Raw genomic sequence first — 22,399 nt, 5'->3', positions numbered from 1 at the left:
GACCCATGCCATTCTTCGAAGAAAAGGAGCAGAGGCAGACAAAGCCCGCTCCTACTCCGAAACCAACCATAGGAAGGACCTCAATGAGTCTTGATGAGTATCTTCAACCCCTTCTTCTCTTCAAAGGTCCTGAAGGCCTCTTCCCAATCCTCCAGCTTGAACTCATGGGTGGCTAATGCTTTGAGGTTAACCTTACCGGTGGAAACCAGACGTATGGCACTGTCCCATGAAGACCATATGGATCCCAAGGATCCCGTCACCTTGATTTCCTTGTAGCAGATCCTTGGGAAATCGACTTCAAAGGGTTTGCCCGCCAAACCGATCTGGACAAATTGTCCATACTTCTTCACAGCCTCAAGGCCCGTTCTTGTCCCTGGGGCGGATCCGGAACATTCAAATACGACATCGACACCTCTGCCGTCGGTCAGGTCACCTACCAGATCCAACAGTTTCTCCCTTGAGACGTTGACGACGAGGTCTGCCCCGAGCTTCTGCGCGATGCCGAGACGCTCCACATCGATATCCGTCCCTGACACGATGACCGTGGCACCGTGAGCCTTGGCCACCTGCAGGGTCATAAGCCCGATAGCCCCAGGTCCCGATACCAAGACGATGTCACCAGCCTTGATCCGTGCCAGATCAATAGTCGCATGGCAGACACAGGCCAAAGGTTCCAGCAAGGCCCCTTCCTTGAAAGACACATTGTCCGCAAGTTTATGGATTCTGTCAGCGGGGACCATGGTATACTCCGCAAAGGCCCCGTTGAACCAATAGCCAAGAGTCAATCTATGGTCACACAGATTATAGCGTCCGTTCTTGCAGTTCTCGCAGGTACCGCAGTAACCGTATGCAGTCTCCGACGAAATACGGTCACCGACCTTGCAGTTGGAAACACCGTCTCCGACTTCGACGACTACCCCGCTGAACTCATGGCCTGTGATGACCGGGGGACGGACAGGGATGGCGATATCGCTGTGCAGAATATGCAGGTCAGAACCGCAGATGCCGCTGGACATCACTTCAATCTTGACGAAATCGGGCTTCACCACCGGTTCTGCAACTTCCCTTACTTCCATGTTACCGGGTTCGGCAGCATACTTCACTAAACCTTTCATATATACTCCTTAAAGGTCAATTCATTCCAAATCAGCCAAACAAGACCTGGGGCAGCCATAGGACTATCTGCGGAAACAAGGTCACCAGCAACAAGGTCCCGAACAGGGAACCGTAGAGAGACAGGGATCCCTTGAGCAAGTCTTCCATGCTGATGTCACCGACATTGCAGACGCTGAACAGACACACACCGAAGGGTGGCGTGACCAGCCCAATTGCAAGGTTGAGGACGAACAATACCCCGAAATACACCGGATCGATGCCAAGATTGAGGATGACCGGATACAAGATCGGGCTCAGTATGATTATCGCAACACTGGCATCGATCAGCATGCCCACGAAAAGCAGGAACACATCTATGAGCAGAAGAATCACAATCGGATTCGTAGAAAGCTTCATCAAGGCCCCTGCTACTATCTGCGGCAATCCTTCGAAGGTCATGATGAACGTAAAGATCGATGAAGAAGCAATGATCGCCACGACCGCTGCCGTCATCTTAGCACCTTCGACGAACGCCCTCCTCAGTACATCCCATGACAAGCTATGATAACAGAACTTGGAGACCACCAAGGTATAGAATACCGCTAAGGCTCCTGATTCCGTTGGCGTGACGATCCCGGTCATGATTCCGAGGATGATGATCAGAGGTGCACCCAAGGCAAAAAAACCAATCCTAAACGTCGACCAAAGGGACCTAAGGGAAAACTTGGCTACACTCCCATAATGGTGTTTCCTGGCAATGTAGTAGTTCTGAATCATCATGGTGACAGCCATCAAGGCGCCAGGAACAAGACCGCCGATCAACAACCTTGACACAGAAACCTCAGCGACGCCTCCAAGGACTATCATAAGGATGCTAGGGGGGACGACGACAGCCAGCGTCGAGGAAATGACGGTGATACCTGCGGAGTAGTTCCTGTCATAGCCATCATCGATCATCTCAGGAATCATAATGGCCCCTATCGATACAGTATCGGCGACTGAAGAACCTGAAATACCTCCGAAAATGAAGCTTGATACGACATTGACCGCACCCAAACCACCGCGGGCCCATCCGACGAGAGCCTTGCAGAACGCAATGATATTTCTTGCAACGCCGCAGGATTCCATCAGGACACCTGCCAGGACAAACAGGGGAATCGCGACCAATGTATAGGATTCCATACCGGAAAACATCAACTGGGGAATGGAAATGAACGGCACAGGATGGAAGCAACAGAGTACCATGATGCTGGAGAAACCGATGGCTACCAAGACCGGAGCTCCGATCACGATCAGGATCAAAGCTCCCAAGCAAACCGAGATGCTCATTATTGGCATCACTCTATCCCTCCAACCTGATCACAATACACAGAAGGATCCACGGGCTTGCTCTGGGTATCGAAGAATTCCGGATCCGTATGCCTGATAATTGCCGCTATCTGCTGAACAATCCTATAGACCGAGTAAATTCCACCTATGGCTATCGGACTGCGGAGCAACCAATACGGGGCATGCAGGGCGGGAGAAATGTTTTCAGTTCGCCAGTATCCGACAAGTGCCTGCAATCCAAGGAAGGCAAAGACAAGCATCATCGCAGCAAAGATGCCATAGTTGCATATCTTGAAGAAAATCCTGATCTTCCTCGGGAACCTGCTGTAGACCGCCAGGATACCGACATGACTGTTCTCCTTGACTGCAATACTTATCCCCAGCCATACGGAAGCACTGAACAGATAAGTTATCAATTCCAGGGTCCATGGGGTATGGACGAAAGGAACAAACCTGTACAAGACCTGCAACAAAGCCGCGGCCAACAATATGATCATGAGAATTGGCTGAATGAAATAATCCAGGTTTCCTAAAAGGCTTGATAGTTTCTTCATATAGATTCCTATTTTGCAATGATATCCATGGGAGGGGCCGCAGGCCCATCACCATGCTGCTCACTTCTCCCTGATCGCATCGGCTCCTTCATGCAGCTTGGCCCAGGCCTGGCTGCTTATCAGCTTCTCCACCGACGCGTACACCGGACCCATCTTTGCCTTCCATGGCTCCTTCAATAGCCCGAGTATCACCTGCGTTGTGGGCAGGTTGTGCTGGATTTTCATCGTTACCTCCGCTTGCCGTTGGCAAACCCCAGCGCAGTCGCCACAAACACCATAATAAGCTTACGCATATCTTGCTCCTTTTATTTTTATATATCATATACTAACACCGATATTCTATATGTCAAGTCTAATATTTTTAATTTCTACCACACTTTTATAGTTGAATTATTCTAATAACAGAAATAAATCCCTATGTTATAAACACGTGATGATATTTTTTTAGGAATACTGTACGGGAAAAAGACCAGCAGAACCAAACGTTAAATTATTGAGGCCACAGGGCAATGGATGATCAAAGACATAAGTTATCTCAATGAGCTCGAGAAACAGTTTGTCGATCCAATTGCACATTTCAAGGCAGTAGCCAAACAAATGACAGCCGAGAGAAAACGCCTCAAGGATACAATTCAGGTAATAGTGCCGGGGCACAGCACCATGGCGTGTAAAGATTTTACTTTCCTCAGAATAAAAACTCCGTAAGAATATTGGTTATGGAGCTCTTTCAGTACTTTACCACCAGCTGGAGATTGATTGTTTCTTGAACAACCGCAGGCGGTACAAAAACTTTGGGCAACCCTCAACTCCATCTTTAAAATGCTGGTTCTTAACCGGGGGGTCTTCCCCTGCCCAAAGAAGAGAGCCAGGGAGAAGCGGGATATTTTCGTTGGGGACTCTCGCTATTCGGCGGAAAACGTGTACCGATCTCTGAACTATTTCCTCCAATGGTGGTGAGCCCTGCTGAGGCACCTGCATACCAGGATGCAATGGTAGTACGGCAGGGAGACACTTCTGCTCTACTATGCTGTGACCAATCAGGATTTCGAGATTGACGAGGCAGTGGTCGGCTTTGCAGATTCTCCAACACTACATTTTACCATCTTTAGAAGTCGTAGTTTAAAAAGTATATTTGAAAACTTCACCCGATACGGCTCTTTCGGTGCCATAATTACGCAGTGAACCAAGTTTTGCCTTTCTAAAGTGTTACGACAGCACTGTTCAGGTCAGACTTTAGATCCTATCATAACTTTTTTACCAAATCAGGAAGGAAGTCACCCTTGCCGTTCAGCTCCGCCGCAGGTTTTTCAAAATGGTCTTCTAATTTTTTTCTGGTAGCAGGCGTAAGCTTTGCAATGCTCCATGAAGAAAGATTCTGATCAAGTTCAACCACATCCTTGGATTCGGGAACTGCACGAGGTTCAACCTTTTCAAAATGGGATAATAAATCGCTTTTAGTGCTGAAAATTTTCCACTTTTTCGTCTTCGATGTTTTCTTCTCATACGCGGCATAATACATGAACACGCTCCTATTTAACATAGTAGTTCTTTATATTATAACGAAAAGTGCCCTACACTTCAATGTCGTTCCTTTTGGCATAAGGGTTCAAATGAGGTGAGCGCATGTACTCTATCACCTTCATGTCCACGGCACATTTTTTTACGGCCTATATCATCTGAGTGATATAGGCAAGAGTTCATCCCTTTGCAATACTCTGTTCGACCTCATCGAATTCGGATAGGATCCTCTCATTCTGCTGACCGAACCTGAAATTCAGCAGAAAAACGGTCAAAAAATTAGCCAAAAAGCCGGGAACGATCTCGTACATGACCGAACCAAGGCCAAGGTTTTTCCAAATAACCAGCACAACGGTCCCGACGACGATACCGCCGAGAATTGACTGCCATCCGGTTTTTCTGGAAAAAAGCGCCATCAGAACGGCCGGACCAAAGGCTGCACCGAAGCCGCCCCATGCGTATGAGACAAGCCCCAAAACCGTCGAATTGGGATTAAGGGCAAGGAGCAAGGCAATGAGAGCGATAATCAGCACACAACTTCTTCCAACCCAGATAAGCTCTTTGTCAGAGGCCTCTTTTCTAATGATGTGTTTATAAAAATCCTCGGTAAGGGCAGAAGAGGAAACGAGAAGCTGTGAATCAATTGTAGACATAATCGCAGCCAGAATGGCAGCAAGAAGCACTCCTCCAAGCCAAGGATTAAAGAGCCCATCGATCATGAGGATAAATACCTTTTCTTCATTTCCCCCGCTTAGGCCCGGTACCACGGCCGTACCGATAAGCCCGACAATCACCGCTCCTGTCAGAGATATCACTACCCATATCATTGCTATAGTCATAGCTTTGGGTAGCTCCTTTATCGACTTGATCCCCATAAACCGGGCAAGAATATGCGGCTGACCGAAATAACCAAGCCCCCAGGCCATGGTGGAAATAATCGCGACGATTCCGGCAATACCGGGACCGGAGGTGAAAAGCGAAGTCGAAAGCCCCTTTTCGGCAATCGACCGGCCGATAACCGACACACCTCCCGCATGCTGCAAGCCGACAATGGGGACAATAATGATCGCCATAAACATCAAGAGGCCCTGAAAAAGATCGGTCCAGCAAACGGCAAGGAATCCCCCCAAAAAGGTATATAAAATCATGACAACGGCCCCTACGATAACGGCAAGGGCATAGTGCATCCCGAACATGGCGACAAACAATTTTCCCGCCGCGACAAGGCCGGAAGAGGCATAGATGGTGAAAAACAGCAGGGTGATAAGGGCGGAAATAATCCGGATAAGGCCGCTAGGGTCTCCAAAACGGTCACCAAGGAAACCCGACAAAGTCATGGAATGTAGCTTCCCGGTATACATACGCAGACGAGGTGCAACCAATAGCCAGTTAAAAAATGTCCCGATTCCCAATCCGATGGCAATCCAGCTCTGGTCGATTCCCCACAAATAGACAGCCCCCGGAAGCCCCATAAGGAGCCATCCGCTCATATCGCTGGCCTGGGCAGAGAGGGCAGTGACCCAGCTCCCCATTCCACGGCCTCCGAGCAAATAATCTTCAAGATTACTGGTTCGCCGATAAAAATAGATTCCTACGGCCATTAGAAAGACAAAATAGACAACAAAAGTGACTAAAGTAGCATAATTGATCACGTTTCCATCCTTTTCGCGGTAATAAAAAAACGTACCAAATTATTACTACTTGTCCAAGGCTCTAAAAAAAGACCATCCCATGCCTATAATGCACAATTCCCGGGTCGTGGGATCGGTATTGACGATATGATGCTCATGATTCCTGCCTTCATCGCCCCTGGGATCGCATGATCTCCAGAATGGTAGAATCGGTGCTTCGCATACCTTGTTTCGTCAGGGTTCCGATATTCCTGATGGTCGTATCGACGCAGGGATCGACAATACCTTCGCCACCTGCAATGGTATAGTGCTGAAGGGCGAGAGAACTCGACAAGAGTGTACTTTGAACGGCAGTTGCAATTTTAAGAGCGCAGCTTGATTTCGCTCCGTCGCAGATCATACCGGTCACCCCGGAAAGAGAATTCTGCAATGTCATCGCGATTTCTTCGTACGAGCCGCCCATGAGAAACGAAATCCCGCATGCCGCGCCGGCCGCTGCTGTAACGGCTCCGCAGAAGGCCGAAAGTCGATCGGCAAAATGTTTTATATAAATCGCCACCAGATGGCTCAAGGCAAGAGCACGGGCAAGACGCTCGTCATTGGTTTTCAGTTCTTTCGCGAAAACCACGATGGGAACAGTAGCGGTGATTCCCTGATTTCCACTGCCGGAGTTACTCATAACGGGCAGGCTCGAACCGTTCATTCTGGCATCGGAAGCACCGGCGGAAAGCAGAGCAGCCTTCAAGATGGGAGGAAGGTGCTCCGTCGAATTCCCAAATATCGATTTTTCCTTAAACGCCTGCCCCACATGAAGTCCGTAACCGCAGCTGATACCGTCAAGGGCAATTGCCTCGTTCATGACGGCGGCATCAAGCAGGAATTTGATTTCATCAAAGGATACTTCGGTTGCAAAGCGAACAATTGCCCGCAGATTGAGATTCTGAAAAAAAGAAGAACGTTCTTTATGCACGGGAAGGGAAGAGTGGACCTTACGCACCGTACCATTTACCGTGATCTCGGTAATGCGACTGTGTTCCTCTTCTATGACAACAACCGCTTCTTCTCCACCTGCCGAAACCAATGCCCGTACATAGATATCGCCTGTCCCCTCACCGGCGAGGCTTATCACCACCCGCTTCCGTGCAACCAACTCTTCCGCAGCAGCAACGACCTCGTCGGACAAAGCGGCAAGGACCTCTAATCCCGCCGTATAGTTGCCCCCACAAACACCAAGAGCCGCCGCAATGCCAAGGCCGTGTTGTTTCGTTCCGGGAATACCGACCCCAAGCCCGTTTTTAAAGATGTTTCTACTCACCTCTACCTTGATGTACTCAGGATGGTTCGGTAGGAAATGGGCGGCAGTGGCACAAGCAAGCGCAACCGCCGCAGGTTCCGTACACCCGACGGCAGGAAGGATCTCTTTGTGCAAGACATTCAGATATTCTGTCCACATGGATTATTACCCCTTTACTGCTCCGGCAGAAAGCTCTGCCAGCTGGAATCTTGTCAGCATAACATACATAATGATAATCGGCACTACAGCCATTGATGTCCCGGCCATAATAACAGGCCAGGGCGTGGAAAGTCCCTCACTTACAGGAAGAAGCGCGATAGAGACCATCAAGGTATACATCTCTTTTGATCTCATAAAAATAAGAGGCCAGAAAAAATCATTCCACCGGGCAATAAGTGCAAGAACGGCCCAGGATGCAATTGCAGGCCGAATAACGGGTAAAACGATCTTCCAGTAGATTCCAAAATCCCGACAGCCGTCGATACGGGCCTGCTCAAGCAATTCCGTCGGAAAAGCAGAGATATACTGCCGCATATAGAAAATCCCTACAGCAGTTGCGGCTCTCGGAACGATAAGTGCAAGGAGATTATTTACCCAGCCCAATTTTCGAATGATAATGAAAACAGGAATGACCGATGCCTCAGGAGGAATCATCATTGTTGCCAAGAGAAAAGCAAATAGAAAATTCTTAGCGGGGAAGTCGAATTTCGCAAAGGCAAATCCTGCAAGTGAACAGAAAAAAAGTGTTGTTGCTGTTCCTACAATGCTGACAACGACGCTATTGAAAAAGTTCCGTCCCATGGGGAACAATTGCATCACCGAAGGGAAATTTGCAAAAGTGGGTTTGTTTGGGATGATTGATCCCAGGGTGCTAAAGCTTTCGGAAACCGGCTTCAGTGCCGTCAAAAGCATCCAGCATACAGGGAAAAGCGAAACGACAACAACGATGATCAGCGCAACGAAAGTAACGGACCTCTTCAGTCTCGTACCGATGTTTTTTATTCCATACACGATCATATCCCCTTATAAACCGCTTTGCTGCTTCAGAATCTTCTGCTGCATAACAGATACACAAAGAAGAATAAGGGTGAGAATATACCCTACGGCAGATGCATATCCAAGTTTGAATAGAGTAAAGCCATTGATATACAGGTACTGAAACAAGGATAAAGAGGAGGTACCCGGTCCACCCTTCGTTAAGATATAGGGTTCGGCAAAAATTTTCCAAGAATCAACGGCAATCGTGATAAAGCAGAAGAAAAGAAGATTGGAAAGAGAAGGAATGGTAATCCTAAAAAATTTCGTCAGACAATTGGCTCCGTCAATGGTTGCGGCCTCATAGAGTTCGACGGGAATGGTTAAAAGGCCTGAGAAAAGAATCAGGGTATACCACGGCGTTATCCTCCAGACATTGAGAATGATAACGGGAACCTTCGACAGCTTTGTACTTGTCAGCCATGCGACGGGCTTCCCCCCAAAAGCCTGAATAAGTTGATTGATAAAGCCGGAATTGTAATCAAACATTATATTGAAAATTAAGCCGACAGCGACGGTTGCGGTAATATAAGGAAGGAACGAAAGCAATTTGAAAAGCCCCCTCCCCTTTTTAACGGAGTTCAGTAAAGAAGCAATAATAAGAGCAAGGGGTAGAATAAGCACAAGCGAAGCAACCCAGTACAATGTCGTATTTTTGAGTCCGTCGAGAAACATGTAATCGGTGAAAAGGGCTTTATAGTTTGCGAGCCCTATCGGTTTCATCGCACCCAAACCGTTCCATTCATGAAAGCTTAAAACAAGTGACCAGACCAGAGGAAAAAGTTGAAATACAAAAAAGAGAACAAAGAAAGGTGCAATAAATAGATAGCAGTTTTTGTATTTCAGGATTTGCCTTATCAAAGAAGTGCCGTTACCCCAGTACACTCTATGCTCCTATTTCAAACAAAAATCTTATTCGGGGGAACGGATTCCCCCGAATAAGGGATCTCGGTGCTATTTGGCCTCGGTTTTACCGATTTTCGCCCGTAAATTCTTTCCCATGTTTATTACCGCTTCATCCATAGACTGATCACCTGCAAGATATTTCTCAAGCTCTGCCGAGATAATCAGATCGGCTTCGGCGTCGTCACTAGTGACTCGCATATTTTCCGAGGCGTCTCTCAGCCCTATCCCCTCCATCTCCCGGAAGGACTGGCCCCCGTAAAATGCGGAGGGTTCCTTCCAAAAGGGATCTTCAAGAAGCTTTTCTGTGATCGGATTAGGATAAGGGGCATTTTGTTCCTCCATGGAAATGGTCCACTTCTTCCTGGCCTCTCCATTGAAGTGAAAATCAAGCCAAATATCCTCGTATAAACCGGCATATACGGGTTTCGGTTTTTTGACAATCGCCTGAATGCCGATTACCGCAGCACCCCTTGTACCGATATCGGAATAGACCGGTGCAGGCATGACCCTCCACGAACCCTTCATATCCGGCAGATTTTTTCGGAGGAACTCGTCCCAGAAGGCCCCTATATAAAAGGTCGCTATCTGCCCGTTGCGACAGGCCTCATAAAGGGGTGGTTCAAAAATTTTGCTTTTCAAAAGCAGTCCCTCTTCATACAATCGACGAATCGTCTCAAAGGCCCGCCGAGCGCCAGGATCCTTATCGATGACGATATTTCCAGCATCATCCCAGATCCTGGCATTTGCCTGCGGCATAAATCCCCGTCGTCCGTAGTAACGCCAGGTTCGGGAACCCGGATCAATATAAGAAAGATAAACGGTACCGTTACTCAGTTTCTTGAGTTTTCTCCCAACCTCCAAATAACCTGCAAAGGTGTCCATTTCGGCAGGATCGATACCGTACGTATCAAAAACATCCTTGTTATAAAATATCAACTGGGGACGAAGACTTTTCGGCAAGCCGTAAATTTTCCCCTTGTAGGTGATCTGATCGAAGGTTCCCGGAAAGAAATCATCCATATACGGAGTAAGAAAATCAGTCATATCCATGAGAGCTCCCCCTTCTGCAAGGGCCTGCATACTTACCGGCGCGGTCGCAATCGCATCGGGAAGTTCGCCGTAGGAACCGGCAGTCAGCGACATCTGGACCTTCTGACGGACATCGGCCTCACCCTCTGTCTGCACCATTTCGACAGAAACACCCTCGGTCTCTTCCGGATGGTCGACAAGATAGTTGGTAAAAAACTGTAGCCAATACTGTGGCTGACCATAATCATAAAGGACCATGGTACCATTGGGATACCCAGCACCAGTGTCGGCGTCTTTCTGCGAATCGGTCTCCTTTGCACATCCCGTTACCATTCCGAGAATGAAGATGGCGGCAATGATCCATCGCATAAAGGGCAAGTTTTTTCTCATCACATACTCCTTTTGTTTCTGTAGGATTTATTGGCCAGGATACGAATGGGCAGCTTCCACTGCCATCCTGATTTTCTCATAGGAAATCGTTGTCGGAAGCGTACAATCCGCTCCTAAAATAAACGAACGGGTACCGGCGGTCTCTATGATACGCCGGGCTTCCGACTTGATATCCGCGGGGGAACCATCTACCAAGATCCCACTACGGTCATCAAACCCGCCCAGAATTGTCCGTCTGAAAAGCTCACGTCCCTCCGACAAACCGATGTTCTGCTCATGGATTGCCCAATTGACAATTTCTCCCGGGTAGTCCTGGTAGAGATCGATGTGTAATCGATCCTTGCACATATGAAGCACCGTGCACATCGATGAATCAAAAGAATGTAAGACCGTAAGATCATGCGGTTTGATATAGGATTCAAACGTCTTTCGGTCAAAGCGGTATGACTCAGCACCAAGAGCGGCATAGTAGATGCCGTCCGCCCCGGCGTCAAGACAAGCCTGTGCAAAACACGAAAGACCTTCCGCAATTATCCCCAGAGCCCGGCCAACAAGTTCCGGCTTCTGGCAGAGATGTTCACAAACAGGATTCCGTCGTGCAAAGGCACTATCGGGCAATCCGGTTGCATGAAAAGCAGATGCAAAAACACCATGGATTGTTGCCAAAATAAAGACCTCATCACCAACCCGATCCGCCAGTTCTTTAATAATGTCGACCTGATTTCGAATCCAAGGCTCTTTTCCCGTAAGAGGTCGTACATGTTTCCAATCATCCGCCCCCGTCAAGGGGGATACTGTCCTATACAAATTTTCATTCATGACTTTTAAGAAATCTGTATCAGTTTGCTTATAGAAGTTCAGATGAGCTTCCACCGCTTCTTTTCCGAAAAAGGATTTCTCGGGAAAGTGAAGATAAAAACCGGCAGGAATGCAATCGACATGCCTTCCTTGCATTGCAGCGAGAATTCGCTCCTTTTTCGTCATACGCACCTCATCTAATATGATTTGTAATCATATTAGTATTATCTTTTATAATAATACCTTTGTCAATATTTATATTGTGCAAAGCCCCTCTTTCCGTTATTGTGAAACAAGGGAGAAGCACTACATGGCAAAAAAAATGACCCTAAAAGAGCAGGTCCATGATAAAATTTTGGATTTGATCATTCAGAATAGAATTCCGATGCATGAATTCCTGAAGGAAGGAGAGCTGGCTACTCGATTCAAGGTCAGCAAGGCACCCATCAGAGAAGCCCTCATCGAACTATGTAACGAAAATATCATTCGTAATATTCCCCGTTCGGGTTACCAGATCATTCAACTTACCGAACGCGATATCCACGAAGCCACACAATTTCGTCTGATTCTGGAAATAGAGGGCTTACATCTTGCCGCGAAGAATATTCACCCAGACAAAATGAAGCAATTGAAGGCAATGGTGGAGGAAACGAACTATATTGAAAATCAGCATTTTGTCGATTTGCAAAGTTGGTGGGAAAATAATACAAAATTTCACGTTACACTAAATTCCATGTCCGACAATTCTTTGATCACCGACGCACTAAACCGCACCATACACCTCTTATGGCGGGCGATTGCACAACTGTTTTGGGACAAACCCGCAGAAGAGTATCTTTCTTATAATGACCATACGCACGAAGACATCTATGCGGCCCTCTCCGAGGGAGAGATAGAGAAAGCCGAACAGCTGTTACGCCATGATATTTGGTCTATAAAGGAACGCTTTTCCTTTATGCGATAGATGCAGACGTTTGGGATCGGCATGTGATCGAGTGCCTTTATACTCGTCTTGATAGCTCTGGCTATTTATATTAGCATCCCTAAACAGGTGATCTTATGAACAATATCCTGGAAGAGTATTTCTTATCTGAAGCTTCCAGCTATGTAATCGATGACCAGCGGGTCATTCGCTTACAGCTGAAAAAGGAGCTGGGAGAAGGACATTGCGAGCTTATCCCTATTTTGCCTGGTTTCTATATCAGCTTTAACCATCTGTACGTACGCCGGCCGTTAAAGAATAACGAACATCAAAAATTCGGCGGCAGGGTCATTAAAATCGACTACTGCGAACAGGGAGGTTTTTGGGCCGAAGGGGACAACGGTAGCCGCTTTTCCACTAGTCCCAATCATGCGGTTTACTATGGAGGAAGACAGTACTTCCTGCAAGCGGAATTCTCGGAAGGCTTATTCAGAAGTATCGATATTTTCTGTTACGTAGACACAATCACAGCTTCTTTTAAAAAAACGCTGGGAGTAGAAGCCGACAGAGTGGAAGGCTTCTATCGTTTGCTGCAGCATCATGCACCCTGCCTTACGATTCCGACGCCGGCTCATGCTATGGCACTGACGGAAATATTAAAAAATCTGTTTTTATGCGGAAATATGGAACTTTTACGCATCAGGGCCATGGAACTCTTTTTCTTGGAAATGGAGTTTATTGGAAAAGAGTGCCCCAATACGCATCAGCCTTCGGTCCGATCTGTAGAAAGAATTAAAAAAGTAAAGCAATACATTGATAAAGCCGTTGAACAAGAACTATCAATCGATCTTCTTTGCGATTCCTTTTTCATGAGCAGGACAACACTAAAAGAAGCGTTTCGCAAAACATTCCATGTCCCAGTCTATACCTACATCAAAAACTGCAGAATGGAACATGCCAGCAGGCAGCTTAAAGAGGGTGATGAAACCGTCCTTGAAATTGCAAATCGATTAGGATATTCAAATCCAAGCAAGTTTGCTTCTGCCTTCAAAAGTGTCTACGGCATTACCCCTTTACAATTTCGTAAAAAAGCCCAAAAAGAGGAACATTAGCAGCAGAGAGCCCCTCGTCCTTTTAGATCATTTTTTAGTCCGATAAGGCGAGACAGAAGGGAGCTCTTTAATTAGTTTAAACTAACTTTTATAAGCAAAACTACCAACAGGAGACCTTCATGCAACTCCATCGTGTTAATAGTATATTTCGGAGAATCGGCACCTGGCTTATCGCCCATCGCTGGCTCATTCTTCTGTTTATGCTCCTTGTTTCTGCTCTTGGTTTCAGCGGCCTGAATAAGGTCGCAGTTACAAGCTCTAATGACGAATGGTTTAACAAGGCCGATGAGATTGAGATCGCAACGGACCGTTTTGAAGAGCTTTTCGGGAACAATGATACCATTGCTCTTCTTGTTGAATCGGATGATGTGTTTCAGCCACACGTCTTGCAAATGATCCGTGAAATCGGCAACGAGCTATTACTCAAGGTCCCTTATGCCGATGAGATTACATCGTTGACCGAATTGGATGTCTCAGTAGGGACCGAAGAAGGAATAGCTGTCATAAATCCGGTGGGAGACGAAATTCCGCACGGCCCACAGGAATTGGCTGAAATTAAAAAACTGGTTCTTTCCAGAGAGGCCCTTGTAAACAAAATTGTATCGGCAGACGCAAAGGAAACCTGGATTTCTCTTTCCCTGAAGGAATATCCGGACGAAGCGGTATGGAAAGCGGAAAACGATGTGGAACCAATGTATCGGGCAGGAGAGGCTGCCATCGCAGTGGTTACAGACCCCAAATGGGAAAGCCCTTACTATACCATTAAGGCGGTCGGCATGCCCTATACCGAAACTGAAGAACGGGATTTCATGGGCAGTGAAGCCGCTCTTAGAGTCGGTACCGGCTTTATTGCCATGGCGCTATTGCTTCTTCTTTTTCTTAGGTCGCTTAGAGGCCTTTTGGTACCATTATTCACCACCATTGCAGGTATAGCATTAGTATACGGCATCTACGGTTGGATTGGGACCGCCATTGATGCGAATATGATGACACTTCCTGTGCTTCTCGGCATGGCCTTGGCGGTTGGTTACTCTATTCATCTTATCAACACGTTCAAAAGATATTTTCGTGAAACAGGAAATCGGAAAAAATCGGTTATCACAGCAGTAGAGGAAACAGGCTGGCCCATTTTTTTCACAGCGGCAACCACTATGGGATCGGTACTCTCCTTTTCCGCTGCAGGCATCATACCAATCCGCTGGCTGGGCCTTACCTGTGCCGCAGTTGTCGGTGTTGTCTACCTTTATGTCATCATACTGACCCCAATTCTTCTCAGTTTTGGAAAAGACCGAACGGACAGCAGCGATCTTCTGCAGGCAAAAGGGATGAGCGTTTCCGATCGCCGTTTTCGCGGTCTTGGTGAATTTGTCGTTACCAGAAGGAAATCAATCCTACTTGTTTTTATTATAGCGGCTGTACTTCTTATTCCGGGAGTCTTCAAGGTTAGCGTAAACATAGACAGTTTTGAGTTCATGGGCCTAAAAATCCCTTATATAAAAAGGGTTTATGATGTAGTCAACTCCCAGCTTGGCTCGTATATCTCCTACAACCTTACTGTAGACCTCGGGGAGCAGGATGCCGTTAAGGATCCCGATGTCCTGAGAAGGCTGGACAAGCTTATTCAAGAAGCAGGAAGCTTCGAACTCACAAAGAAAAGCAATGGAGTCCCTAAAATTTATTCCGTTCTTGATATTGTAAAAGAAATGAACAGGACCCTACATGAAGATGACCCCGACTACTATCAGATACCTGAGAATAGGGAAATGGTTAGCCAGTTGCTCTTTCTCTACGAGCTTTCGGGAGGAACAAAGACCTACGAATGGATAGATGAAAACTACTCAATTCTACGTGCGCAAATCGAACTATCAAGGTTTGATGCCAATGAAATAGTCTATGAGCTTGATCACATACGTCGGCTCGGCACAGAGCTATTTCCTCACGCAAGAGTCGATATAGTGGGAAGTGCTGTACGTTTTGCAGCCATGAATGAAAAAATCGTCATCGGAGAATTAAAATCATTCCTGACGGCACTTTGTGTCATTGGAATTCTTCTTGCTCTTGTGTTCGGAAGCCTCAGAACCGGACTTATCGGAATGATCCCCAACATTACTCCCATTGTGGTAATCGGAGGAATCATGGGATATTTCGGTTTCTCCCTCGATATGATGACCATGACCATTATGCCGATGCTCCTCGGTATTGCAGTAGACGATACGATACATTTCATCAACCACATTAAATATGAGTTCGAACGGGGAGGGAATTACCATGATGCGATACTCATCTCCTTTCGGAACATAGGTAAGACGCTTGCAATGACCACTGTGATTCTATCGGCATCCTTTGCCATGTATATTTTTTCACCTGTTAATACCCTTTCCCGGGTCGGCATACTGGCGGTCATCGGCCTTACCGCTGCCCTTGCCGCCGACTACCTCATGACCCCGATCCTGATCTATATAACAAAGCCCTTCGGTAAAGAAACGGCCGATCGGAAAATTCTTTAATCATATCCCAAATCAAAGGAGTAGCGTATGCATACCAGAATTGCCGAGAAAAGCCTGAATCCCGTTCTATGTCTGCTTGTATTCCTGGCTCTGTTCACTCTTCCGGTCCTGTCGATAGGAGCCCAGAGTCTTAGCGGCCGCGACATCATGCAGATGGTGGACGATCGGGACGACGGAGATACCAGCCGCAACGAGATGATCATGACCCTCACCAGCCGCAGGGGAAATGTAAGGACCAGGGAGGTACTCTCATACAGCAAAGATTATGGTGAGGACGAAAAAACCGTTATGGTTTTCTTGACTCCCTCCGACGTCAAGGGCGTAGGCTATCTGACGTGGTCGTATGAAGAGAATGGCAAAGATGATGATACATGGCTCTTCATGCCGGCATTGCGAAAGGTCCGAAGGATATCAGGGTCCTCTCGTAACGACTATTTCATGGGTACCGACTTTACCTACGACGATATGGGGGACAGGGAAGTCGACGAGGACGAACACAAGCTGATTGGGGAAGAAACGGTGGACGGAAAGCGGTGTTGGGTTGTCGAATCGACGCCGAAAGACCCCAATTATATGTATTCAAAAAAGATATCAAAGGTCCGTCAGGATATTTCCATGATTGTTCAAGTTGACTACTTTGACCGTCAGGGCAAGCTGCTCAAGAAACTTGTCGTTTCTCAAATTGAACAGATCGACGGAATATGGACGGCAAGACAAATGAAAATGGAGAATCTGCAGGATCAGCACACCACCCTTCTGGAAACCCGGGGCGTCAGCTACAACCAGGAAGTATCGGACGCTCTTTTCAGGGTTTCAACTCTTGAGCAGGGGAGAATTCGCTGATGAAGAAAAACCATATAAGGGCCGCCGCCTTGGCGGCCTTTTTTTGCATTATGCTTCCCTGTCCCCTGCTTTATGCCCAGCTGGAGACCAGCGGTTTTGCAGATTCACACTACGCCTTTGGCACGGGAGATGATCAGAACCTATTGAGCGCCGAAAGCAGGCTGCGAAGTGAAATACGCCTGTATTCGGGAGACTCAAGCTTCTTTGCATCGGTAGATGGTGTCTACGACAGCCTTGCCCCTTCCGAAAGTGGGTTCACCCTGAAGGAACTCTACTATGAATATATGTCCGAAGCTTTCGACCTGCGGATAGGACGCCAGATTATCATCTGGGGTAAGGCAGACGGACTGCAAATCACCGATATTGTCTCGCCCAAGGACTATACAGGCTTCGTGGGGCAGGAATACGAAGACACACGCCTTCCCGCCGAGGCGGTCAAGCTGAGGATTCTGGGAGCTCTTTCCACCATAGAAACCATATGGATTCCAGTCTACACATCTTCTCTTCTTCCAACCGACCCTCTCAACCCTCTCACGAGCGAGCATCCCGATTCCATTGCGTACCAGGGATCTGCTCTTCCGGTTTCCTATGATTTCACGGAAAAGAATCTGCCGAAAGATTTCTGGGACAGTGAATGGGCCATCAGAGGTTCCTGGTACCTTCCATGTATGGACCTAAGCCTCTCCCTTTTCCACGGATGGGAAGATCTCCCGGTCCAGGAAAGGAGCCTGACGGTAGACGGCAGCTCCGGAACCGTAGAGGTGGAATCACGTTATTATCAGATATGGATGACCGGTCTCGACGCCGCCATTCCCGTAAAGGCGTTGGTTCTGCGGACGGAAGGTGCCCTTTTCGTCGGTCGGCGGTTCTCTGCGGCCGAAGGCTTTGGCCAATCCCTAGAAAAAAACCAGATCATGGGCCTGGCAGGAGTCGACTGGATACCGGGAAACGGGTGGTCGCTGACCGCCCAGTACATGGAAGATTGGGTCCTCGATTATGAAGATGCTATGGACCGGGATAGAAGGAGCAGCACGGGGACCGTAAGCATCTCAAAGGACCTGCTGCGGGAGACCCTCACCCTCTCGGCATCCCTCGCTATGGGAATGGTCTACTGGGATTCGGCAATTGAACTAGAAGCAGAATGGAGCCTCAGCGATGCGCTTTCACTTCGGGGCGGGATTCAATACTACAGCGACGGAGAGGGAGGAAAGGGAGATTATACTGCCTACGATGATCTTGACTGTGCCTGGATCGGCGCCCGATGCAGTTTTTAATGCACCTATACAGGTTCAATAATATCAGTATATTTCACAAAAAATCTTAAAAACTATTTTGTTTTAGAAAAATAGTCATAATATATGGTATAAATGTGTATTATAATCGGTACATATCAATTTTACAGATTTATCGACACATTATAGGAGGAAAGAAGAATGAAGCGACTGATTACTTTGTCCATGGTAATCCTACTTGTCTTTATGACAATCGGCTGCGGAAAAAAGGAACAACGCTTTACCGCAGGAACCTATGAGGGTGCCGCACCGGGAATCCATGGCGACGATGTTGTCCTGGAGGTAACGGTAGACGACACCTCCATCAAAGAGATAAAGGTGATTCAGAACAATGAGACGCCGGGGGTCTCCGATGCCGCTTTTGATCGGATTCCCAAAGCAATTATCGAAGGGCAAACCCTGGCTGTAGATACGGTTTCAGGTGCAACCTATTCCAGCAAGGCGATCATCGGAGCGGTTACCGCTGCTCTGCAAGCCGCAGGTGCGGATATCGCAGCCCTTTCGGCAGGAAAGGCTGAAAGCGATGCCGATGCTGTTTCATCGGCCACTAAGGTAATGAACGCCGATATTGTCGTCGTTGGTGCAGGCGGCGCAGGGCTTGCCGCAGCGGTTTCCGCCAATCAGAAGGGTGCAACGGTCATCGTCCTGGAAAAGATGCCGCAGGTAGGAGGCAATACCATTATATCGGGAGCGGCCTATAATGCGGTCGACCCCTCCCGCCAGAAACCGGCAGGTATCGAAGATTCAATCGAAAAGCATTATACCCAGACCTATGAAGGGGGAGATGAATTAGGTAATCCGGTTCTCATCCACACCATGGTGGAAAACGCCTACCCCACGCTCCAGTGGCTGGAAAGTCTGGGCATGGAATTCAAGGGTCAGATCTTCACCGTTTTGGGCGGACTGTGGCCCAGGGCCCATAAGCCGGTAAAGCCGCTTGGTACGGGCTACATCGAAACCTACATGAATTACATCAAGCAACATGACGGAATCACCCTCCTTACCGATACAAGGGCCGTCGATCTCTACAAGGAAGATGGTCGCGTCAGCGTCGTAAAAGCGACAGGACCCGATGCCACGATAGTTGCCCAGGCGCATAAGGCGGTCATCCTCACCACCGGCGGTTTCGGTGCAAATATAGAACTTCGGGACAAGTACAACAAGATATGGCCTACCCTTACCACTATCAAGACAACAAACCATCCCGGTGCTACAGGTGACGGCTTGGCCCTGGCCGAGAAGGTTGGTGCCGATCTTGTCGGCATGGAGTATATTCAGCTGCTTCCCATGGGGGACCCGGATACCGGCAGCCTTTCGGGAAATATCGAGTTGGGGGTTGAAAACCGCATCTTCGTTAATAAGGATGGCAAGCGTTTTGTCGACGAAGGAGCCCGTCGTGATGTAATGACAAAAGCCCTCTTCGACCAGGAAGACGCCTTTATGTGGGTCATCCTCGATGGTCACTGTTACCCCACCACCGACATCAAGAACAACTTCAACGAAACGATGCAGGAGCTTCTTGATCAGGGTCGGGCGTATAAAGCGGATAGCCTGGAAGAGCTGGCCGATGAAATCGGTGTTGATGCAGATAACCTGAAGGCTTCGGTTGCCGAATTCAACAAGGCCGTTGAAACAGGCGGACCGGATGCATTCGGACGAACCCTTTTCGCCGACAAGATTGATCAGCCCCCGTATTACGCAGGTGCGAGGAAGCCGACGGTCCATCACACCATGGGCGGCATCAAGATTAATGAAAAGACCCAGGTCATCGATAAAGATGGTAATGTGATTCCGGGGCTTTATGCTGCAGGAGAAACCACGGGAGGAATTCACGGATCCAACCGTTTGGGCGGAAACGCCCTGGTTGATATCAATGTCTTCGGTAAGATTGCCGGGGAAAACGCCGCGGCAGAAAGCAATCAGGAATAAAAAACAGGGATGGCTGTCGGCATGGCCGGCAGCCATCTTTTTTCCGGAACAAACCTTCAATACCCACCAAAACAAACGTTCCTATAGCTCTTCTCCCACCACGGAGCCAAACAGAGTCCGGGACGCCGAAAGCTGAGCCAGCCCGTACATACCATATCGATAGGGAGCAGGATCACAATATTCCAGAACCTTCTGTCCCTCTACAGAAAAGATGATGGTATCTCCCCGGATCGATGACTCAACCTCATAGCACCTGCCATGGCGCCAGGGAAAGGCAACACTCGCACACTCTTCCAGGCCGTTGTCATTCTTCATAAGGCGGACCCTGTCTTTCCCGTCGAAGCCGACGAAATAACCGTGACGCCGTCCCTTCGCCCGGAGGATCAGCATGTGACTTTCACCGTGTTCCGGTGTGATCGTCGTCCGGAGCAGGAGATCACGGGTATAAAAGTTTCCGGTATAGAGTTCGTTTCTCTCCGGACAGATGGCCTGAACGTGGCTTTCCTCGAGCATCCATGCCCCGCCGTCATAGGTGGTTTGGGTGATGGTATCGAATTCCACACACTCCTTCGAGAAATCAAGGGTTTGAGTTCCCCTGCCCTCGGTGGAAAAACGGTGAAGCAACAGTTTACCAAAACAGAGCTCCTTTTCGCGGCCTTCGACGGTGATACCGATTTCATCTATGGCCCTGCCTCCGGTATCGGGAATCGTCCAGCAGAGATCTTCGGTCTCGAGAACGCCGTCGGCTCCCCGCTTCGGAAAAAAGGGCCTGCTTTCCAGATATGACTTGTCGCCGGTCGTCCTCACGTAGAGGCTGATGGCCGGCAGCACCTCGGAATAGGCATCCCATCGGAAACGACAGCAAAGGCTCTGACCGGAATAAACCAGGGGAGTGAAAGCGGGAAGATAGCGTTCGTCGGAAAAGTCCTCCCGACGATAAAAGCTCTTGTAAAAAAGCCGCTTTTTCTGGTACCGGGGCAGCCGGTCGACCAGGGCAGAAAGGACGTAGTGCGTACCGTCCCTTCCCGGGGAGAGGGTCAGATAGCGGCTGTCGGAGGAGCGGAATCCGTGAGTAGCGCCGGGGAAGGGAAAGTCGAAGAGCAGCTGTCGCTCCGGCGTCGAGGAGGCAAGGGATTCAGGGGACCTCTCTCCCGCCATGCGGTAGCCAAGAAGGGCCAGTCGCTTTGCCTCGGTGGGCAGATCCAGGATGTTAAGGCTTCCTGCAATACTGCTGGCGGCATGAAAGTCGTTTATAGGGCCTCGGTATTTTTCCTCAACCCCGTCAAGGCCGCAGGCGACCCCCATAATAGTCCCTACATTTCCTGCATTGCAGTCGGTATCCCATCCGCACATCGTCGCAATCTCCACGGAACGGGAAAGAGAGCCCTTTCCATAGAGCAGGGAGAGGATGCAGACACCGGCATTGGGAATGATATGGCAAACACCGGGATATCGATCGTAGCCGAAGTTCTCCTCGAGAAAGGCACGACAGGCCCGAAAATCGTCGCTGTTTTTGTGATAAAAATCCATCACCGCCCTGGTGACTCGGGCATATTCGCTCTCTTGCGGAATAAAGGACAGGGCTTTCTCGATGATGGCTTCGGGTTCCCGTAACGAAAAAGCGGCGGCAATAGCGGATGCGATAAAACGGCCGCCGTAGATGCCGTTCCGGTCGTGGGAAACACTGGCCGCCATCTCTCCATAGCGGGCGGCAGCCTCCGGATTATCGGGAAAAATCAGTCCCCATGAGTCGATGAAGATTTGACCACCTATCTGTTCGGCAACAGTGGCGCCGTTGCGCTCCAGCGAGCCGGAAGAAGGGGCCGGGATACCATGTTTCAAATTCAGGTATGCCGTGTGTTCGGTACTGCGGCCGTAGCCCCCCCACCAGTAAAAACCTCTCCCTTCCCGGGTATAGTTGAGCCAGCAGTTACCGATATCTTCGGCAGTAATCTCCCGTTTCTCCCCGTAGTCGTAGAGGGCCCGAATGAAAAAGAGCGGGCCGTTTACATCGTCGTCGGCGGCAAAGTTCTTGTAATCCTTCACATAACCGGTAATATCCCCGTAGGTCTCCCGGATTCGTTCATAGCTCCACACCGTCGGCTCCACCGGGGCGCCAAGGCGAACACCGATGCACTTTCCAAGTAGACCTGCATATACCCGTTCCGGGTAATCGGACTGAATCATCATTTCCCTCTCTATTCACCCTTGCCGG

The 22,399-nt window shown here is 48.6% G+C and carries 18 protein-coding genes; 6 read left to right on the top strand and 12 right to left on the bottom strand.

The window, feature by feature from the left end; translation table 11 throughout:
* Positions 1-80: 80 nt before the first annotated feature.
* The 11 genes from F459_RS0101515 to F459_RS0101455 all read right to left on the bottom strand — a co-directional run bounded on the left by F459_RS0101515 (position 81) and on the right by F459_RS0101455 (position 11,765).
* Complete coding sequence (locus F459_RS0101515) at positions 81-1,115, bottom strand: zinc-dependent alcohol dehydrogenase (RefSeq protein ID WP_020610969.1); 1,035 nt, start codon at positions 1,113-1,115, stop codon at positions 81-83.
* Positions 1,116-1,146: 31 nt separating this feature from the next.
* On the bottom strand, positions 1,147-2,424 hold the full coding sequence (locus F459_RS0101510) for a TRAP transporter large permease (RefSeq protein ID WP_033301049.1): 1,278 nt from the start codon (positions 2,422-2,424) through the stop codon (positions 1,147-1,149).
* Between the two features lie 8 nt (positions 2,425-2,432).
* Positions 2,433-2,978, bottom strand: coding sequence for a TRAP transporter small permease (locus F459_RS0101505; RefSeq protein ID WP_020610967.1), 546 nt, complete (start codon positions 2,976-2,978; stop codon positions 2,433-2,435).
* Positions 2,979-3,038: 60 nt separating this feature from the next.
* Complete coding sequence (locus tag F459_RS23870) at positions 3,039-3,203, bottom strand: hypothetical protein (RefSeq protein ID WP_020610966.1); 165 nt, start codon at positions 3,201-3,203, stop codon at positions 3,039-3,041.
* Between the two features lie 1,018 nt (positions 3,204-4,221).
* A complete protein-coding gene (locus tag F459_RS0101485; RefSeq protein ID WP_020610963.1) occupies positions 4,222-4,497 on the bottom strand; it encodes a hypothetical protein in 276 nt (91 codons plus the stop codon).
* A 178-nt stretch (positions 4,498-4,675) separates the two neighbouring features.
* Complete coding sequence (gene putP, locus F459_RS0101480; protein ID WP_020610962.1) at positions 4,676-6,148, bottom strand: sodium/proline symporter PutP; 1,473 nt, start codon at positions 6,146-6,148, stop codon at positions 4,676-4,678.
* Between the two features lie 148 nt (positions 6,149-6,296).
* Positions 6,297-7,580, bottom strand: a complete 1,284-nt coding sequence (locus F459_RS0101475; RefSeq protein ID WP_020610961.1) for an L-cysteine desulfidase family protein — start codon at positions 7,578-7,580, stop codon at positions 6,297-6,299.
* Between the two features lie 6 nt (positions 7,581-7,586).
* Positions 7,587-8,438 (bottom strand): carbohydrate ABC transporter permease, encoded by an 852-nt coding sequence (locus F459_RS0101470; RefSeq protein WP_020610960.1) that lies wholly within the window; start codon positions 8,436-8,438, stop codon positions 7,587-7,589.
* Between the two features lie 6 nt (positions 8,439-8,444).
* The gene (locus F459_RS0101465; RefSeq protein ID WP_245540045.1) at positions 8,445-9,179 is read right to left on the bottom strand and encodes a carbohydrate ABC transporter permease; all 735 of its coding nucleotides are present in this window, start codon (positions 9,177-9,179) and stop codon (positions 8,445-8,447) included.
* Between the two features lie 231 nt (positions 9,180-9,410).
* On the bottom strand, positions 9,411-10,781 hold the full coding sequence (locus tag F459_RS0101460) for an ABC transporter substrate-binding protein (protein ID WP_020610958.1): 1,371 nt from the start codon (positions 10,779-10,781) through the stop codon (positions 9,411-9,413).
* 27 nt (positions 10,782-10,808) lie between these two features.
* Positions 10,809-11,765, bottom strand: coding sequence for a uroporphyrinogen decarboxylase family protein (locus F459_RS0101455; protein WP_020610957.1), 957 nt, complete (start codon positions 11,763-11,765; stop codon positions 10,809-10,811).
* A gap of 124 nt (positions 11,766-11,889) precedes the next feature.
* Between F459_RS0101455 and F459_RS0101450 the strand changes: the two genes are divergently transcribed.
* From F459_RS0101450 to F459_RS0101425, 6 genes are all read left to right on the top strand, one after another.
* The gene (locus tag F459_RS0101450) at positions 11,890-12,543 is read left to right on the top strand and encodes a GntR family transcriptional regulator (RefSeq protein WP_020610956.1); all 654 of its coding nucleotides are present in this window, start codon (positions 11,890-11,892) and stop codon (positions 12,541-12,543) included.
* Positions 12,544-12,638: 95 nt separating this feature from the next.
* The gene (locus F459_RS0101445) at positions 12,639-13,613 is read left to right on the top strand and encodes a helix-turn-helix transcriptional regulator (RefSeq protein ID WP_020610955.1); all 975 of its coding nucleotides are present in this window, start codon (positions 12,639-12,641) and stop codon (positions 13,611-13,613) included.
* A 119-nt stretch (positions 13,614-13,732) separates the two neighbouring features.
* Positions 13,733-16,120: an efflux RND transporter permease subunit gene (locus F459_RS0101440; RefSeq protein ID WP_020610954.1), complete on the top strand. Its 2,388-nt coding sequence runs from the start codon at positions 13,733-13,735 to the stop codon at positions 16,118-16,120.
* Positions 16,121-16,147: 27 nt separating this feature from the next.
* Positions 16,148-16,963, top strand: coding sequence for an outer membrane lipoprotein-sorting protein (locus F459_RS0101435; RefSeq protein ID WP_020610953.1), 816 nt, complete (start codon positions 16,148-16,150; stop codon positions 16,961-16,963).
* Positions 16,963-18,237 (top strand): DUF1302 family protein, encoded by a 1,275-nt coding sequence (locus F459_RS0101430; protein ID WP_020610952.1) that lies wholly within the window; start codon positions 16,963-16,965, stop codon positions 18,235-18,237. The genes F459_RS0101435 and F459_RS0101430 overlap by 1 nt, the downstream gene beginning before the upstream one ends.
* Before the next feature lie 159 nt (positions 18,238-18,396).
* Positions 18,397-20,184 carry a flavocytochrome c gene (locus F459_RS0101425; protein WP_020610951.1) on the top strand — a complete coding sequence of 596 codons (1,788 nt, stop codon included), beginning with the start codon at positions 18,397-18,399 and terminating at the stop codon, positions 20,182-20,184.
* 81 nt (positions 20,185-20,265) lie between these two features.
* Here F459_RS0101425 and F459_RS0101420 read toward each other — a convergent pair whose 3' ends face one another.
* Complete coding sequence (locus F459_RS0101420) at positions 20,266-22,374, bottom strand: ADP-ribosylglycohydrolase family protein (RefSeq protein WP_020610950.1); 2,109 nt, start codon at positions 22,372-22,374, stop codon at positions 20,266-20,268.
* Between the last annotated feature and the right edge of the window lie 25 nt (positions 22,375-22,399).

The sequence above is a fragment of the Sediminispirochaeta bajacaliforniensis DSM 16054 genome (assembly GCF_000378205.1).
In the GTDB taxonomy this organism is placed as follows: domain Bacteria; phylum Spirochaetota; class Spirochaetia; order DSM-16054; family Sediminispirochaetaceae; genus Sediminispirochaeta; species Sediminispirochaeta bajacaliforniensis.
Note: the sequence above shows the minus strand (reverse complement) of the source record. Positions and strands in the feature narration are given on the sequence as shown.